Raw genomic sequence first — 15196 nt, 5'->3', positions numbered from 1 at the left:
TTCATGTGGGCAAGGAGTTCCATGGACAACACGCATACCTTAAACACATTCTGGTCGGGCCAGGTTCCATTCATTGCGTCCTTTGCAGTTCAACAATTAAGGCTCTGGGTCAGCAGCAATCCCTGGTTTACCGGGCAGGACTACAACGCCTGGTTTGAACTGCCACGCGAAACCCTGGACAGCCTTCAATCGGACTATCAGCAACAATGGAGTGAACTCGGCCAGCGTCTGTTGACCGGTCAGCCCTTCAGTTTCGAAGACCGACGTTTCGCCAGCGGTAACTGGAGCCAGCCGCTGTTCGGTTCTCTGGCGGCGTTTTACCTGCTCAATGCCGACTTTCTGCTGAAACTGGTCAATCAGCTGCCGATCGACGGTAAAAAGCCGCGTCAACGCTTGCTCTATCTGGCGGAACAAGCCATCGCCGCCGGCGCGCCGAGCAATTTTCTGGCCAGTAACCCCGATGCGCTGCAACGGGTCGTTGACACCCAAGGAAGCAGCCTGCTCACAGGCCTGATGCACCTGGCCAGCGATCTGCAGGAAGGCAAGATGCGCCAGTGCGACGCCAACGCGTTCAAAGTGGGTATCGACCTGGCGAACACCCCCGGCGAAGTGGTCTTCGAGAACGAACTCTTCCAGCTCATCCAGTACTATCCGCAAAGCGAAACCCAATACCGGCGCCCGGTGTTTATCGTTCCGCCATCGATCAACAAGTACTACATCCTTGACCTGCGCCCCGACAATTCGATGGTTCGCCACCTGTTGCAGCAAGGCCACCCGGTGTTTCTGATGTCGTGGCGCAACTTCGATCAGGAACACGCCGGCACCACCTGGGATGACCTGATCGAAACCGGAATTATCAAAGGCCTGCAGCTGACCCGTGAAATCAGCGGCGAGCAACGGCCCAATTGCGTGGGTTTCTGCATCGGTGGGACGTTGTTGAGTTCGGCGCTGGCTGTATTGGCGGCTCGTGGCGACAAAGAGATCGCCAGCGTGAGCCTGCTGACCACCTTCCTCGATTACCTTGATACCGGCCCCATCGACATCTTCGTCGACGAGCAATTGGTGGCTTATCGCGAGCGCACCATCGGCGGCCTAAATGGTCCCATCGGCCTGTTCAAGGGCGAGGACATGGGCAATACATTCTCGTTGCTGCGCCCCAACGACTTGTGGTGGAACTACAACGTCGACAAATACCTCAAGGGGCAGAAATCGATACCCCTTGACCTGCTGTTCTGGAACAACGACAGCACCAACCTGCCCGGGCCGATGTACTGCTGGTACCTGCGCCATACCTACCTGCAGAACGATCTGAAATCCGGCGAGCTGGATTGCTGCGGGGTCAAGCTGGACCTGCGCGCCATCGATGCCCCGGCGTACATCCTCGCCACCCATGACGACCACATCGTGCCATGGAAAAGTGCCTACGCCAGCACCGAGCTACTGTCTGGAACCAAGCGTTTCGTACTCGGCGCCTCAGGGCATATCGCGGGGGTGATCAACCCACCGGCCAAGGAAAAACGCCATTACTGGACCAATAATCGCGTCACCAAAAACCCTGAAACCTGGTTCAAGAATGCCCAGCAGCATCCGGGCAGCTGGTGGAATGACTGGTTCGTCTGGCTGGCCGAACACGCCGGGGAACGCCAGCCTTCAGTGCTGAGCACGGGGAATGCTAAATACCCGGCACTTGAGTCGGCGCCGGGGCGTTATGTGATGCAATGAGAGCCGCCCCGTCCGGGTAAATAGGCAAAAAAAAGTCCCGTGACCGAATGAGTCACGGGACAAAGAAATGGTTGGTTGCGGCCAACCAAAGGAGCATTTTTTAAAGCGGTTACAGGCATTCCTGCGCGGCACGTTCGAAACTCGACGGCATGAAGTTCGACGCCAGCAAGTGGCGCTCATACAAAAACACCTTGCCGCCATTCGGGGCTTTGAAGGCTTCCAGAACATTGTCTGCCGCGACTTTGCTCGGCACCACGATCCGGTAGCTGCGCTGGTTTTGCGAGACCGTCGGGTTCAGTGCGCTGCCCTGCAACTTCGGCACCACGCAGTCGGCGTACTCGGCAGGCGTTTTTTTCGTCTGAAAGGTCAGCGTCGGGTCGTTCGGTGCGGAGGCGCAACCGGTCAGCAGCAGGGCGACAACAGCCAGTCGGGTCAATGTCTTCATTTGCGCCAGTTCCTTGAGCAGCGTCTTCGATGGAGGCGATTTTCCGACTTTGCCCGACAAAGCAGAACTGGCGTTTCTTGATGGTCACTATTACCGGAACCGATAGTTGCCCCGCGCTATCGCTGGTTTTCAGGAAGCTTGGCAATCACCTTGATCTCGAACTCAAAGCCATACAGCCACGTGACGCCGACAGCAGTTAGTGTCGGGTGCGGTGCGTTACCCCAGAACTCCGGCACTACCTTCCAGATCGTTTCGAATTTCTCTTGCGGATCGACGATGAAGACCGTTATGTCAATCACGTCGTCGAAGGTGCAACCGGCAGATCCCAGGATCGCGTTCAGATTGTTGAACGCGAGCCGAACCTGAGTCTCCAGGTCGGGCTCGGGTGAGCCGTCTTCGGTGCTGCCGACTTGCCCCGAAACGAATAAAAAGCCATTGGACCGGATAGCCGGTGAATAGCGATTGCGCTCATAAAGCGCTTGGCGTCCGGGCGGAAAAACAACATCACGCTTGCTCATAAAGTGCCTCCAGCAACGGGTCAAAGACGACCCGCAATTAATGATGAAGAGACTTTAAGGACTTGTGCCTGCCCGATAAACGAGCAACTGTAGCCATCACTGTTTGTAAAACCCAAACAATCCAATAGATATCCGGGGCAGAAATGGACCGTTTCGATGCGATGCTGGCATTTGCTCGGGTGGTGGAGACGGGCAGCTTCACCAAGGCGGCCGAAACACTGCATATGAGCAAGACGAGCGTGACGCAACTGGTGCAGCAGTTGGAGGCCCGGTTACGCGTCAAATTGCTCAACCGCACGACGCGCAAGGTCAACGTAACCGCCGATGGCGCCGTCTATTATGAGCGCGTGGTACGGCTGCTAGCCGACATGGACGATGCCGAGACCAGCCTGTCCAGCGCCTCGGCCCTGCCCCGGGGCCGGCTGCGAGTGGATGTGCCCAGCCCGTTGGCCAGCATGATTCTGGTACCGGCGTTGCCTGCGTTTCATGCTCGATACCCTGACATCCAGATCGACATGGGCGTCAGCGATCGCATCGTGGACATGATCGGTGAGAATGTAGATTGCGTCGTGCGCGGTGGCGAACTAACCGATCAGTCTCTGATGGCCCGGCGGGTAGGCGAACTCCAGTTGGGCGTTTATGCGGCGCCGAGCTACCTGGAGCGCGTCGGTACGCCGTCGCATCCGCAAGAGCTGGAAGATTCGCATCATCGTGTCGTCGGTTTCCTGTGGGCACGCACCGGCAAAGCCGTGCCTTATGCCATGCGCAGCAACAGCGAGAGTGTCCATATCAAGGGTCGCTATGTGTTGGCGGTCGACGATGGCAATGCCTACATCGCGGCCGGGCTGGCCGGCCTCGGAATTCTTTGGCTGCCAGACTACATGTCCAAGCCCCACGAAGCGCGCGGCGAGTTGGTCCGTTTGTTCGAAGATTGGCGCCTCGATCCGATGCCGATCTACGTGGCCTTTCCGCCGAACCGGCATATCAGCTTCAAGTTGCGCGTGTTCATTGATTGGGTCGCTGAGCTGATGGCACAGCACGCGCCTATCATGATTCGTGAGGCGTCAGGAATCTGACCTGGAGAAAACCAAGCCCCGCCATAAGCGGGGCTTGATGTATTTCACACGGCATCAGGGTTTACGCCCGCCGCCGGGATTTTGCCCTCCTCCTTTTCTGCCTGCATCTCTATCCTTGTCGTCGGCAAAGTTGCCCGAGCGGCCTCCTCCCTGTTCGCTGCCGGAGCGATTGGTATCGCTGGATTGACGGCCCCCTGAGGCCTGTCCACCTTTTTTGCCGGCGTCGGAGGGGCGTTGCGGATCGTTCATCATCCCGCCGCCTGACTGCCCGCCTTTTTTGCCAGCTTCGGAGGCTTTATCAGGGTCGTTGGCAAAATTGCCAGGTTTTTTGTCACCGGTGTTAGCCATTTTCGTTCTCCTCATTGTTTCGCGCGAACCTTTGTCGGCTCGTCTTATTCCGAGGTTTTCCGGGATTGAAAGTTTGAACTGATGCGGCATTCTTGCGACCAACGGATTGGGGTTATTAGTTCCAGAAAACTCCTGCTGCGGCGACTAATGGGTGTGCATCAAACGAGTATAAAAACAGGCTGCGCTTATACAAATTGATGAAAGAAAAGAGCGTTGAGGTCTGGCATCATTCAAGCAGTTACGCTTAATCATTAGCTCTCTAATTTATCCTGTATGGAGGTACGTCGATGACAGAGCACATCGTCCACTTTCATTGCCAGATTGATCAGGGCACGATGGAACGCTTCAGGGACTGCTGCCTCGACGCCATCGACCAGGGCGCCTCATCTTTACTGCTGAATCTTTCCACCAGCGGCGGCAGCACCAATTTTGGCTTCGCCCTCTACACCTTCCTCAAATCCCTGCCAGTGCCGCTGTGCGCGATTAATGCCGGCAACATCGAGTCGATGGGCATCATCATGTACCTGGCCGCCGGCCGACGTATCACCGCGCCCCATTCGCGGTTTCTGATTCACCCCATGAATTGGTACTTCCCCCAAAGCTCGGTCGACCATCAACGCCTGCGCGAATACCTCTTGAGCCTGGATAACGACCTCGCGCGTTATGTGCAAATCTTTGCCCTGGAAACGGCCAACGCGGATACCAAACTGGATATTTTTCATTGCCTTTCAGCGGAAGAGAAAGTGATTGCGGCGCATGAATCCCTGGCCTACGGAATCGCCCACGAAATGCATCAGATGGTGTTTGCCGATAACGTCAAACACTGGAAAATCAGTGGCGGCTGACGCATGTTCGAGACGGACCTGAGCTTTTCGTTACCGATGCGTCAGGTGCCAGCAATGGGCTGAATGTCCAGGGTCATTCCGTCACTCAGCGTGAGTTTTAAATCCTTGATAGTGCCGGCTACACGATCCTGGAAAACCGGTTCGCCCTCGGGATCAAGTTCATCGTAGATAAAGCGGTTGCCCTCCAGCCAGCCGATGGCCGTTTGCAGTTCGGGCGTGAGGTAATACTTGCCGTCCAGAAAAAAACCGGCGAACGGTTCTACCCTTTCCCGGTTCTCGATTTCGTAGCGCACGCCGGGGGTCATGCCTGTGGATTCATCAATCATGATGGTGTACCTCGTCATGGTGTCTGATTGGCGTCGACAAACCGGGCTCGACGGGACGTCTGTGCATCAGACCTCCCGCCTTGCCCTGATACCTGTCAAGAAGTTCCCAGCCCACGCGACAGGTCGGCTGAGGTTTCGGACGCGGTCTTGCGCATCTCGCCCGTTTCTCCAGCGATTGCCTCGTGGGGCTCTGTGGTTTCCATCACCTTTTCGCGCACCGCCTCATAGCCCTCCCGTGCTTGCTGTTTGACCTTGCCGGTGAGGCTTGCGCTGGTCCTGCCCAGATAACGGCGCTCTGTTTCGGTGGTCGGTAACGCCGCGCCCAGCAACGCGCCCACCGCAATACCCATCGCAGCCATCAGCAGTGGTTGCTCCTTGAGCAGATGACTGAACTGGTCGCTCATTTCATGAGTCCTGCGCGCCAGGCGATCACTGGTGTCATGGACGGTATGACTGAGCTGATCGGTCTTCGCATGCAGGCTATCGCTCAGGTGCGCTGCCTTACCTTTGACCGCCTGATAGCTGTCCTTCAGCGAATCGGTGGTGTTGTGCAGACGCTGTCGGGCGCTGTCCAAACCCTCGGAGAGCCCTTCACCCACGTCATCGGCCCAGTCGACATCCGGCTGCGGCTCGACGCGATATTCCCTGGGCGTTGGCGGACGATTCTGGCTCATCATCAACCACATCAGCCCGACCGAAGTCAGCACCGCGGGCACGGGGTTGTTGCGCACACTGGTGCCCAGATTGGTCAGGAAGGTCGAGCCGTTGCTTTGCATCATCAGCAGCGCCTGATCGAACATCTGGCCGGGGGTGAACTTGCTTTCCAGCGCGTCGACGATATGCCCGATGTTCTCCCGTTGCGCATCGATTTCACGCTCGATGGTTTCCGGGCTCTTGGCCGCTTCGGTTTCGAATTCTCGGTTCATGACACTTTCCTCCGCAGGGCTTCCTGGTCTTTGTTCAGCGCGTCCAGGGTGCGATCAGGCTTGAAGTGGGAAGGCTCGAATTGTTTTTTGCCTGCCTGCAGCATCACGAACCCGATGACCATCACCACGACGCCGACAATCAGCGCGGCCAGCCAGGGCGCCATCACCAGGCTCAAGGCATAGACGACCGCCATCAGCAGAATGATGAACCCGGCGAGCAGCACAATGGCGCCGCCGGCGACCCCGGCAATCCCTGCTTTCAATGTCGTCAGGCTGGCCTGCAATTCCACCTTGGCCAACGCCAGCTCCTTGGTGAATAACGCCGGTACTTCCCGAGTTAACTGCCGCAATAAACCGACCACGGAAGCGTCATGATCAGCCGTCGTGACCGACGGTGTGACGGGGGGTGTGCGTTGTAGTTCTGGATCTTCTCTGTTCATCACCGTTCTCCTGAGAAGGGGCTGGACCCCGGCATTGAGGAAGTATCGCCACGATGGTCGGGCGCGCTCGGCGAGGACGGCGTGATGCTAGAGGCCAACCCGGGCGACAGCTCGCCTCCGGGCGGCATCGACGTTTCATAAAGTCCTTGCGAGCCATCGCCAGTGAACGTGGCTGCGCTGCTCTGGGCAGCGAACTCACGGTCGGTGGTTGTCGGCATAGTCGCCGTGCCTGCTTTCAGGAACCGCGACAGACCGAACCCCACCGCGATGCTGCCGACAATGAACAGCCCCGGATTGTCCCGTGCCAGGTCAGCGCCATCGTGCAGAAGTTCTTCGGCGCTTTTGCTGCGCAGTTTTCCCGCCAGGCTGCTCATGCTGTCGGCCATGTCTGCCAGGTAATCGGACATCCCAAACGTATCGTTCGTCCTGATCTCGGAAACGACTGACTGGGCGCCTCTGGCCAGTGCTTCAATCTGATCCGCTGCGGTATCGCGGTACTGGCCGAACTGCTCATCGGCCTGATGCCGTGCACCGCCTATCGCTTCGGTAACCTCCTCCTTTAAATGCTGAAAGTTTTGTTCGGAGCCTGCGGGATCCCGAGGGGCATCCGGTTGTCCGGTTCTGCTATCTGGAATAGTCATGTCATCCATCGCCTTCGTAATGAACACGTCAGGAAGTGGCCGCGGGGTGTCCGCGGTAGTGCTTCATTGCAGATGACGAGGGTGTCTGGCGGGGAGTTCCAAGCAGATGATGAAGTGATGAAAAGCGGCACCAGAGGTACTCGCGGGAGCGGAACCTGTGGGAGCGGGCTTGCTCGCGAAAGCGATGTGTCAGGCGACATCAATGTTGAATGTGCCGTCGTCTTCGCGAGCAAGCCCGCTCCCACAGGATTGCGTTTCATTGACTGACTGGATGCATCCAGCAACAAAAATCTGCTAAGTTGTACGATGACAGATGAGGCGGCTGTCTCTCGTCTGTCATCTCCATAACAACAAGGAAAAATATTCATGAAAAAAACGAAATTGCTTATCGGCTTCTTGTGCCTCTTCAGCGGCTATGTAATAGCAGCCCCCTCATCGGGTGAGAAGGAAGTTGCCGTAGCGGTGGACCATCTGACGCAAGCCATGCTGCACAAGAACATTCCCCAACTGAATGCGCTCACCGCTGACAACCTCACCTACGGCCATTCCAGCGGGAAAATCCAGGACAAGAAAGCGTTCATCGCCGACATCGAAACCGGAAAAAGCGCTTTCAAGACGCTGGAAATGCAGGGGCAGACCATTACTCTGTCGGGTGATGTGGCGTTGGTCCGGCATCATTTTTCGGCACAAGCCATCAAGGGTGAAGAGATCGTTCCGACGGAAATCGAGAACTTCCAGATCTGGCAGAAACAGCAAGGCAAATGGCTACTGGTAGGACGACAAGCGTTCCGCTTCTGAATTTTGCGTGACAAGGCAGTGAATAGGCGCTGGGCTGCGATCGGTTTCAAACGTGGGCTCAATTGATGAGCCCACCTCATGACTCCATGCAGCTTATTGGCCTTAATCGATCTATCCACTTTCTTTAGTATGTGAAAGATGAGTGGCTGCCATCAGGCGCCAGACAACCTGGAGGTCGATGTCATGAAGCTGTTCGCTGCCACACTCGCCACGCTGTTCTTTTCCGCGTGGGGCGAAGGCAATCAGGGGAGTGCCAAACCTGCGCCCAAACCTTCACCGGATGTTCAGGAAGCGACACCCCAGCTCTACACTTATACGACTGAGCTGCTGTTCGGCGAGGTGTGGAAACGCCAGGAATTGGCGCCCCGGGATCGCAGCCTCATCACGATTGCCGCGCTCCTGGCCAACGGGCAATCCGCGCAACTCACAGGGCACTTCAACCTGGGGCTCGACAACGGCCTCAAGCCCAGCGAGATCAGCGCCCTCATCACCCATCTCGCGTTCTACTCCGGCTGGCCCAACGCAATGTCAGCCGCCGGCGTGGCGAATAAAGTGTTTACAGATCGAGGCCTGACGGCTGAGCAGATCCTGCCGCCCTCCTCTGAACCGCTGACGCTGGACCCTGCCAGCGAAACCAAACGCAAAGCCGCCGTCGAGGCGTCAATCGGGGACGTGGCGCCACAACTGGCCGCGTACACCAATGACGTTCTGTTTGGCGATCTGTGGCGCAAGACTGACCTGACGCCAAGGGACAGAAGCCTGATCACCGTTGCAGCTCTTACAGCCCAAGGCCAGGTGGCGCAACTGCCCTTTCACTTGAACCGAGCGATGGACAACGGCCTGACCCAAACCCAAGCCGCCGAGGTCATCACGCACCTGGCGTTTTACGTCGGGTGGCCGAAAGCGATGTCTGCTGTGCCTGTTCTGAAAGAGGTGTTCGCCTCGCGTAAACCCCAGGGATGAAAGGTTAATGCCAGTCAGTTATGCACAATCAATGTGGGAGCGGGCTTGCTCGCGAAGAGGGAGTGTCAGTCGACATTAATGCTGGTGGGCCACCGCCTTCGCGAGCAAGCCCGCTCCCACATTTGCTCGCTGGCGTGGACAAATAATGTGTTCACAGAAAATCCAGTGTGGGAGCGGGCTTGCTCGCGAAGGCGTCCGTCGCTACACCGCTAAACAGCAGTCTTGAACCCCTCCTCCCGCTGCAACGCCCGAGCCTGAATCACATCCAGTATTGCGCAACCTTCGCGCATCAGCAGATGCACCGCCCGGGTAACACGGGTCAAATCGCAGTCGGAAATGCCGTTGAGGTTAAGGCTGGACAAGGTGTCGGTCAGATCGCGAACCACGGTGAAGCGGTGCATGGCGCAAGCGGCCATGTCGCTGAGTTCTTTGTGGGTGTTGATGAAAAGCACTGGGGTTTCAGCGTCGTAGGTGTCGATGGGGAGGTAGCGAGGCATGACTTGGTCGAACATGGGTGTAACTCCAAATAGAGCAACCACCGTTCGCGGCCAAGCGAAAAAGGTGGCGGCTGTGTGCGGGTTGGCCGACCGGCACCCATTAGATCCGGCACACCCGAGGGTGTCCCGCGCACAGCTGCCATAACACGATATCCAGACATAAAACGGTCTGAACAATGACGCTGATGCGTTTTGGGTGATCGACCGGCCAAGGTCGTTCGCGGTGTTTTCCGCGAGTCCGAACTATAGGGGTCGATACCGAAACGCGGCAACAGGGTACGTTGTAGGAAACGTCTTGGAAAGTTGTGCGCCATAAAGTTGATCGTTCCTACGATCGCGTGGGAACGATCGGCGCTCAATCGTCCTCATGCAATTTAATGCCGCGTTTATGCAGCAGATACGGAACCAGCAACACCAACAGCGTCAGCACCAGGACCGACGCCGCGATGGGTTGTGTCACAAATATCATCCAGTCGCCCTGGCTGATGGACAAGGCGTTGCGTAGTTGTTTTTCCGCCATCGGCCCCAGCAGCATGCCGACGATCACCGGGGCGACGGGGAAATCGAAACGCCGCATCAATACCCCGGCCCAACCGATGCCCAGCATCAGAAACAAGTCGAACGTTGAGTGGCGCATGCCGTACACGCCGATGGTGGCGAACACCAGAATGCCGGCGTTCAGGTACGGTCGTGGAATTTGCAGGAGCTTGACCCACAGGCCCACCAACGGCAGGTTCAGCACCAACAGGATGGCGTTGCCGATGTACAGCGAAGCCACCAGCGTCCAGACCAGCTCGCCCGAGGTCTGGAACAGCAACGGCCCCGGTTGCAGGTTGTAGTTCTGGAATGCGGCCAACAGGATCGCCGCCGTGGCAGAGGTCGGTATGCCCAGGGTCAGCAGCGGCACCAGAGAACCGGTGGCGCTGGCGTTGTTGGCCGCCTCGGGGCCGGCGACACCTTCGATGGCGCCCTCTCCTTTGCTGGCCGCGAACTCTTTCGGGTACTTGCTGAGTTTGCGTTCGGTCGAATAAGACAGGAACGTCGGAATTTCCGCGCCACCAGCCGGAATCGAGCCAAAGGGAAAACCGATCAAGGTGCCCCGTAGCCACGCGGGAACCGAGCGTTTCCAGTCGGCACGGGTCATCCACAACGAGGTCAGGCGATGTCGGCTGCCCGTTTCTTCCTTTTGGTAGAGCACGCTGTACAAGGCCTCACCGACGGCAAACAAACCGACCGCCACCAGCACGACCTCAATGCCATCGACCAGTTCGGGCACCTCCATGGTGTAGCGGGCAATGCCCGAGGTCGAGTCCAGGCCGATCAAGCCGATGGTCAGCCCGATCCCCAATGAGGCAAAGCCGCGCAGCATCGACGCACCGAGCACCGCCGACACCGTGGTGAAGGCCAGCACCAGAATCGCGAAATACTCCGCCGGCCCGAACTTCAGCGCCAGCGTGGCCACGAGGGGGGCGAACAGGGTCAGCAAGATCGTCGCGATGGTGCCGGCCACGAATGAACCTATCGCCGCCGTCGCCAACGCCGGGCCTGCCCGCCCGTTGCGGGCCATGAGATTGCCTTCCAGGGCCGTGACCATGGAGGACGATTCCCCCGGGGTGTTGAGCAGAATCGAGGTGGTCGAGCCGCCAAACTGAGCGCCGTAATAGATACCGGCGAACATGATCAGCGCCCCGGTAGGATCGACCTTGGCGGTAATCGGCAGCAGCAACGCCACAGTCAGCGCCGGCCCGATCCCCGGCAAAACACCGATCGCGGTGCCCAGCAGGCAGCCGATAAAACCCCACATCAGATTGATCGGCGCCAACGCGGCACCGAAGCCGGTTGCCAGACTCGAGAGAATGTCCACCTTGTCGACCTCCTTCGGCCCGGATCAGATCCAGGCGTTGACCAGGGGCGGAAGGGAAACCCCTAGCCCGGCGGTGAAAAGCCAGTAGATCGGCAGTGTCAGGGCGATGCCGATGGCCAGGTCCCGCACCGGGCTACGACTGCCAAAACCCCGTGCAGAACAGGCAAACAGTAATGAGGCGGCCAATACGAAACCGATGTAGGTAATGAGCAAGGCAACCCCCACCAGCCCCGCCGTGACCCAGGTTGCGCCGAGCTTGCCGCCGGGCTGAGCCTGGGTGGTCTGGTGGTCGTCGGCAAGGTTGCGAAAACCACCGGTGAGCGCCTGATAGCACATCAACAGACCGACGATGCCCAGAAACGCCGCGACGGCGTAGGGATAGACGTACGCCGCCATGATGACGAAGCCCATCTCGGCAGGAAATCGCGAGGCACCGAACGCCAATACCGCGCTGATGGCGACGACACCTAAACCAATCGCCAGTTGGGTCGGCATGACTTTCCAGCGCCCGGCCATCTCAAAGCAGTCCGACCTTGACCAGCATCGCGCGCAGACGGCCATGTTCTTCTTCGACGAATTTGCCGAAGTCATCCCCGGTCAGAATGCTCGGTGACCATGCATTGGTTTTTACGTTTTCTTGCCAGACAGTGCTTTTGGTGGCGGTCAGGACGGCTTCGGTCAGTTCTTTGCGCTGGTCAGGCGTCAGGCCCGCTGCGCCGTAAACGCCACGCCAGTTGCCGATCGTCACGTCATAGCCACTTTCTTTGAGAGTCGGTGCATCGATGCCTTCAACGCGGCTGGGTGCGCCAATGGCGAGTAGCCGGAACTGCTTGGACTGCACGTATTTGGCAAGCTCGGCGTAGCCGCCGGTGATCACCGTGATGTGGCCCCCCAGCGTCGCGGCGACGACTTCGCCGCCACCGGCAAAGGCCACGTAATTCACCTTGTTGACGGGGACGTCCATTTTGCTCGCCAGTTCGGCGATGCCGATGTGGTCGATCGACCCCTTGGAGCCACCGCCCCATTTGATATTGGACGGGTTGGCTTTGAAGTCTTTGAGCAAGTCATCCAGGGTTTTGTACGGGGAGTCGTCCCGCACGGCAATCACGTTGTATTCGGTGAACAGCCGGGCGATCGGCGTCACGTCCTTCAAGGTGATTTGCGGTTTGTTCTGCTCGATGGACGCGACCATGATTGCGCCGACCACCAGCAGGGCATTGGCGTCGCCCTTGGTGCCGTTGGCAAATTGCGCCAAGCCCAGGGTCCCACCGGCGCCGCCCTTGTTCTCGAAGGTAGCGGACTTTGCCGTTTTCGCCTCGACCATCGCCTTACCCAGGACGCGTGCAGTCTGGTCATATCCACCACCGACCGAACCGGGGGCCATGAACTTGACGGTGTCCAGCGCAAAAACCGGTAAGGCGAGCGCGGCGGCGGTAATGAAAACGGCGAGGTTGCTGCTGAATCGACGGGCCAATGCAAACATGAGTGGTCTCCCGAGAGCTGTTTTTTGTTGTTTTCGATCAGGGAAGAACCCCTGTTCGTTGAACATGCGTCTGGAATAAGCGTAGGTCATAGTTGTGTTTGTTGGCGGTATTTCAATGGCCTGCCTGCCGCCACTATTCCTGCGAAAAAAACAGCACATCGACTCAATATTCCCGCCCGAATCTACGCAACCATGGCCTCGCGAATCACCTCTCACTTAATCCGTAAGGACATTCACCATGGCCATTGCAAAAGCTGTTCCCGGCAAAACCCTGCTGACCCCGACCGACCACACCCTGATCATGATCGATCACCAGTCGCAGATGTCGTTTGCGACCAAGTCCATCGATGCCGTCACCCTGCGCAACAACGCCGCCCTTGTCGCCAAGGCCGCAAGGGGCTTCAAGGTATCGACCATCCTCACTACCGTCGCCGAGAAGAGTTTTTCCGGCCCGATTTTCGACGAAATCAAATCGGTATTCCCGGAACACAAGGTGATCGACCGCACCAGCATGAACACCTGGGAGGACGAGCGTATTGCCGTCGAAGTCAACGCAGCCGGCAAGCAGAAAATCGTTCTGGCCGGCCTGTGGACTTCCGTGTGCATCGTTGGCCCGGCCCTTTCGGCGATTGACCAGGGCTTCGAGGTGTACGTGATTGCCGATGCCTGTGGCGACGTCACCACCGAGGCCCATGAAATGGCCATGCAACGCATGATCCAGATCGGCGCCCGTCCCATGACATCGTTGCAGTACTTGCTTGAACTCCAGCGTGACTGGGCACGTACCGAGACTTACGACGAGACGGTGAAAACCTCCATCGCCAACGGTGGTGCCTATGGCCTGGGCCTGATCTACGCCAAGACCATGTTCAACGCCTCTGAAGGCCATTGAGAGAAAACAGCGACTCTTTGGAGTCGCTGTTTCAGGGGGCGATCAATGATGTTTTCTTTACAAGCCCCCCCGCTCATGCCCGGTCGGGAGGACGTGGCCAAAGCGTCCTTCTGGCTCTGCGTGCTTTTCGCCGGAACGGCCTTGGCGGATGAAGCGCCGGCAACCGCGCAAGGATTCCTCGAGGGCGCGAAGCTTGAGGTGCTCAGTCGAAATTTCTTCCTCAACAGCGACTACCGTTCACCCTCGCCTTCGGGCAAGAACTACAAACAAGAGTGGGCTCAAGGCTTTATCGGCTCTTTTGAATCCGGATTCACACCCGGCACGCTAGGTTTCGGCGTCGACAGCCACGCCTTTACGGGGCTGAAACTCGACGGCGGCAAAGGGCATTCGGGAACGGGGTTACTGCCACTGGACAGTGACGGTCGTAGCGAAAGCAACTATTCCAGTGCCGGTGGCGCGCTGAAAATCAGGGCTTCCCGAACCACCCTGGCTTTCGGTGAAATGACCGTGGAAACCCCGGTGTTCGACACCGCCGACAAACGCCTGCAACCGGAATACGCCACGGGTTTTCTATTGAACAGCGGCGAAATCGACAACGTGAATCTGGTGGCCGGTCATTTCACGGCGTTCAAGAATCAAGACAACACCTCGGGCAAGGGCAACTTTTACGGCTACGGTGCCAACACCGAGGCCGGAGGCATCACGCTTCTGGGCGCCGACCTGTTCACACACAGTCCTGTCGGCGGTGCGCTGTATGCCTCCGAACTGAGCGACACCTGGCGCCAGTACTATGGCAATCTGCACCTGAAACGGTCCGGATGGTTCCTCGACGCCAACCTGTATCGCACGCAAGACAGCGGCAAGGCGTTGGCCGGTGCCCTCGACAACACCGCCTACAGCCTGTCGGGCAAATACACCGTTGAGGCTCATGCCTTCACCCTGGCCTGGCAACGCATCAATGGCGACACACCGTTCGACTTCGTCGGCGGCGACTCCATTTACCTGGCCAACTCGATCAAATACGCCGACTTCAACGGCGCCCACGAACGCTCCTGGCAGGCACGCTACGACCTCGACCTCGGCGCTTATGGAATACCCGGCCTGAGCTTCATGACCCGTTATGTCAGGGGCAGCGACGTCGATGGCACCCGTGCGCCCAAGGGTGGGGCCTACAACCCGTTCGACCAGACTGTCGGCGGGTACGTGCCTCAACAAGGCGATGGCGGGCGACATTGGGAGCGCGACATTGACGTGCGCTACATCGTGCAATCAGGTGCCGCCAAAGGGTTGTCGGTGCAACTGTCCCATGTGTCTCACCGAGCCAACAGCGCCCAGGCGGGCGATGACATCGACAGGGTTTACATCGTCATCCAGTACCCGCTGACCTTCGGGCACCTATGATCAGCGTCACG

Annotated in this window: 17 protein-coding genes and 1 pseudogene; 7 read left to right on the top strand and 11 right to left on the bottom strand. The window is 58.2% G+C overall.

The features are described from left to right. The first annotated feature begins 21 nt into the window (after positions 1-21). The gene (gene phaC, locus KVG95_RS06100) at positions 22-1722 is read left to right on the top strand and encodes a class I poly(R)-hydroxyalkanoic acid synthase (RefSeq protein WP_217854909.1); all 1701 of its coding nucleotides are present in this window, start codon (positions 22-24) and stop codon (positions 1720-1722) included. A 109-nt stretch (positions 1723-1831) separates the two neighbouring features. On the opposite strand, the gene KVG95_RS06095 is transcribed toward phaC, so the two are convergent. Both KVG95_RS06095 and KVG95_RS06090 read right to left on the bottom strand, forming a co-directional pair. Beyond that, on the bottom strand, positions 1832-2167 hold the full coding sequence (locus tag KVG95_RS06095) for a YajG family lipoprotein (protein ID WP_217854908.1): 336 nt from the start codon (positions 2165-2167) through the stop codon (positions 1832-1834). A 116-nt stretch (positions 2168-2283) separates the two neighbouring features. Beyond that, positions 2284-2685 carry a RidA family protein gene (locus tag KVG95_RS06090; RefSeq protein ID WP_217854907.1) on the bottom strand — a complete coding sequence of 134 codons (402 nt, stop codon included), beginning with the start codon at positions 2683-2685 and terminating at the stop codon, positions 2284-2286. Between the two features lie 143 nt (positions 2686-2828). Between KVG95_RS06090 and KVG95_RS06085 the strand changes: the two genes are divergently transcribed. Next, positions 2829-3761, top strand: a complete 933-nt coding sequence (locus KVG95_RS06085; protein WP_217854906.1) for a LysR family transcriptional regulator — start codon at positions 2829-2831, stop codon at positions 3759-3761. Between the two features lie 189 nt (positions 3762-3950). Here the strand turns inward: KVG95_RS06085 and KVG95_RS29705 are convergent. Beyond that, positions 3951-4109, bottom strand: a pseudogene (locus tag KVG95_RS29705) (con-10 family general stress protein); the annotation flags it as partial. A gap of 287 nt (positions 4110-4396) precedes the next feature. Between KVG95_RS29705 and KVG95_RS06075 the strand changes: the two are divergent. After that, positions 4397-4954, top strand: coding sequence for an ATP-dependent Clp protease proteolytic subunit (locus tag KVG95_RS06075; RefSeq protein WP_123494699.1), 558 nt, complete (start codon positions 4397-4399; stop codon positions 4952-4954). 41 nt (positions 4955-4995) lie between these two features. Here KVG95_RS06075 and KVG95_RS06070 read toward each other — a convergent pair whose 3' ends face one another. The 4 genes from KVG95_RS06070 to KVG95_RS06055 form a co-directional block, all read right to left on the bottom strand. Further along, positions 4996-5280: a hypothetical protein gene (locus KVG95_RS06070; RefSeq protein ID WP_052963286.1), complete on the bottom strand. Its 285-nt coding sequence runs from the start codon at positions 5278-5280 to the stop codon at positions 4996-4998. A gap of 95 nt (positions 5281-5375) precedes the next feature. Then, a complete protein-coding gene (locus KVG95_RS06065) occupies positions 5376-6206 on the bottom strand; it encodes a DUF3618 domain-containing protein (protein WP_217854904.1) in 831 nt (276 codons plus the stop codon). Continuing rightward, the gene (locus KVG95_RS06060) at positions 6203-6646 is read right to left on the bottom strand and encodes a phage holin family protein (protein WP_052963288.1); all 444 of its coding nucleotides are present in this window, start codon (positions 6644-6646) and stop codon (positions 6203-6205) included. The genes KVG95_RS06065 and KVG95_RS06060 overlap by 4 nt, the downstream gene beginning before the upstream one ends. Then, positions 6646-7287, bottom strand: a complete 642-nt coding sequence (locus KVG95_RS06055) for a hypothetical protein (RefSeq protein ID WP_217854903.1) — start codon at positions 7285-7287, stop codon at positions 6646-6648. The genes KVG95_RS06060 and KVG95_RS06055 overlap by 1 nt, the downstream gene beginning before the upstream one ends. A 366-nt stretch (positions 7288-7653) precedes the next feature. Between KVG95_RS06055 and KVG95_RS06050 the strand changes: the two genes are divergently transcribed. Together KVG95_RS06050 and KVG95_RS06045 are read left to right on the top strand one after the other, a co-directional pair. Continuing rightward, the gene (locus KVG95_RS06050) at positions 7654-8085 is read left to right on the top strand and encodes a nuclear transport factor 2 family protein (RefSeq protein ID WP_217854902.1); all 432 of its coding nucleotides are present in this window, start codon (positions 7654-7656) and stop codon (positions 8083-8085) included. Positions 8086-8268: 183 nt separating this feature from the next. Then, complete coding sequence (locus tag KVG95_RS06045; RefSeq protein ID WP_217854901.1) at positions 8269-9048, top strand: carboxymuconolactone decarboxylase family protein; 780 nt, start codon at positions 8269-8271, stop codon at positions 9046-9048. Between the two features lie 209 nt (positions 9049-9257). Here KVG95_RS06045 and KVG95_RS06040 read toward each other — a convergent pair whose 3' ends face one another. The 4 genes from KVG95_RS06040 to KVG95_RS06025 all read right to left on the bottom strand — a co-directional run bounded on the left by KVG95_RS06040 (position 9258) and on the right by KVG95_RS06025 (position 12892). Next, complete coding sequence (locus tag KVG95_RS06040) at positions 9258-9560, bottom strand: hypothetical protein (RefSeq protein WP_217854900.1); 303 nt, start codon at positions 9558-9560, stop codon at positions 9258-9260. A 340-nt stretch (positions 9561-9900) separates the two neighbouring features. Next, on the bottom strand, positions 9901-11409 hold the full coding sequence (locus KVG95_RS06035) for a tripartite tricarboxylate transporter permease (RefSeq protein WP_217854899.1): 1509 nt from the start codon (positions 11407-11409) through the stop codon (positions 9901-9903). Between the two features lie 24 nt (positions 11410-11433). Beyond that, positions 11434-11925, bottom strand: coding sequence for a tripartite tricarboxylate transporter TctB family protein (locus KVG95_RS06030; protein ID WP_217854898.1), 492 nt, complete (start codon positions 11923-11925; stop codon positions 11434-11436). Between the two features lies 1 nt (position 11926). Then, positions 11927-12892 carry a tripartite tricarboxylate transporter substrate binding protein gene (locus tag KVG95_RS06025; protein WP_217854897.1) on the bottom strand — a complete coding sequence of 322 codons (966 nt, stop codon included), beginning with the start codon at positions 12890-12892 and terminating at the stop codon, positions 11927-11929. A 238-nt stretch (positions 12893-13130) separates the two neighbouring features. Between KVG95_RS06025 and KVG95_RS06020 the strand changes: the two genes are divergently transcribed. Beyond that, positions 13131-13784 (top strand): hydrolase, encoded by a 654-nt coding sequence (locus tag KVG95_RS06020; RefSeq protein ID WP_052963294.1) that lies wholly within the window; start codon positions 13131-13133, stop codon positions 13782-13784. A gap of 75 nt (positions 13785-13859) precedes the next feature. Beyond that, positions 13860-15185, top strand: coding sequence for an OprD family porin (locus KVG95_RS06015; RefSeq protein ID WP_437180784.1), 1326 nt, complete (start codon positions 13860-13862; stop codon positions 15183-15185). The last annotated feature ends 11 nt before the right edge of the window (positions 15186-15196 follow it).

Origin of the sequence: Pseudomonas farris (genome assembly GCF_019145235.1) — a bacterium.
GTDB classification, from domain to species: domain Bacteria; phylum Pseudomonadota; class Gammaproteobacteria; order Pseudomonadales; family Pseudomonadaceae; genus Aquipseudomonas; species Aquipseudomonas farris.
Note: the sequence above shows the minus strand (reverse complement) of the source record. Positions and strands in the feature narration are given on the sequence as shown.

Coding starts and splice junctions, on each gene's coding strand:
- KVG95_RS06025 (WP_217854897.1), bottom strand. CDS start 12,892: ATGTTTGCATTGGCCCGTCGATTCAGCAGCAACCTCGCCGTTTTCATT.
- KVG95_RS06020 (WP_052963294.1), top strand. CDS start 13,131: ATGGCCATTGCAAAAGCTGTTCCCGGCAAAACCCTGCTGACCCCGACC.
- KVG95_RS06070 (WP_052963286.1), bottom strand. CDS start 5,280: ATGATTGATGAATCCACAGGCATGACCCCCGGCGTGCGCTACGAAATC.
- KVG95_RS06090 (WP_217854907.1), bottom strand. CDS start 2,685: ATGAGCAAGCGTGATGTTGTTTTTCCGCCCGGACGCCAAGCGCTTTAT.
- KVG95_RS06075 (WP_123494699.1), top strand. CDS start 4,397: ATGACAGAGCACATCGTCCACTTTCATTGCCAGATTGATCAGGGCACG.
- KVG95_RS06095 (WP_217854908.1), bottom strand. CDS start 2,167: ATGAAGACATTGACCCGACTGGCTGTTGTCGCCCTGCTGCTGACCGGT.
- KVG95_RS06060 (WP_052963288.1), bottom strand. CDS start 6,646: ATGAACAGAGAAGATCCAGAACTACAACGCACACCCCCCGTCACACCG.
- KVG95_RS06055 (WP_217854903.1), bottom strand. CDS start 7,287: ATGACTATTCCAGATAGCAGAACCGGACAACCGGATGCCCCTCGGGAT.
- KVG95_RS06015 (WP_437180784.1), top strand. CDS start 13,860: ATGCCCGGTCGGGAGGACGTGGCCAAAGCGTCCTTCTGGCTCTGCGTG.
- KVG95_RS06065 (WP_217854904.1), bottom strand. CDS start 6,206: ATGAACCGAGAATTCGAAACCGAAGCGGCCAAGAGCCCGGAAACCATC.
- KVG95_RS06045 (WP_217854901.1), top strand. CDS start 8,269: ATGAAGCTGTTCGCTGCCACACTCGCCACGCTGTTCTTTTCCGCGTGG.
- KVG95_RS06050 (WP_217854902.1), top strand. CDS start 7,654: ATGAAAAAAACGAAATTGCTTATCGGCTTCTTGTGCCTCTTCAGCGGC.
- KVG95_RS06040 (WP_217854900.1), bottom strand. CDS start 9,560: ATGTTCGACCAAGTCATGCCTCGCTACCTCCCCATCGACACCTACGAC.
- phaC (WP_217854909.1), top strand. CDS start 22: ATGGACAACACGCATACCTTAAACACATTCTGGTCGGGCCAGGTTCCA.
- KVG95_RS06085 (WP_217854906.1), top strand. CDS start 2,829: ATGGACCGTTTCGATGCGATGCTGGCATTTGCTCGGGTGGTGGAGACG.
- KVG95_RS06030 (WP_217854898.1), bottom strand. CDS start 11,925: ATGGCCGGGCGCTGGAAAGTCATGCCGACCCAACTGGCGATTGGTTTA.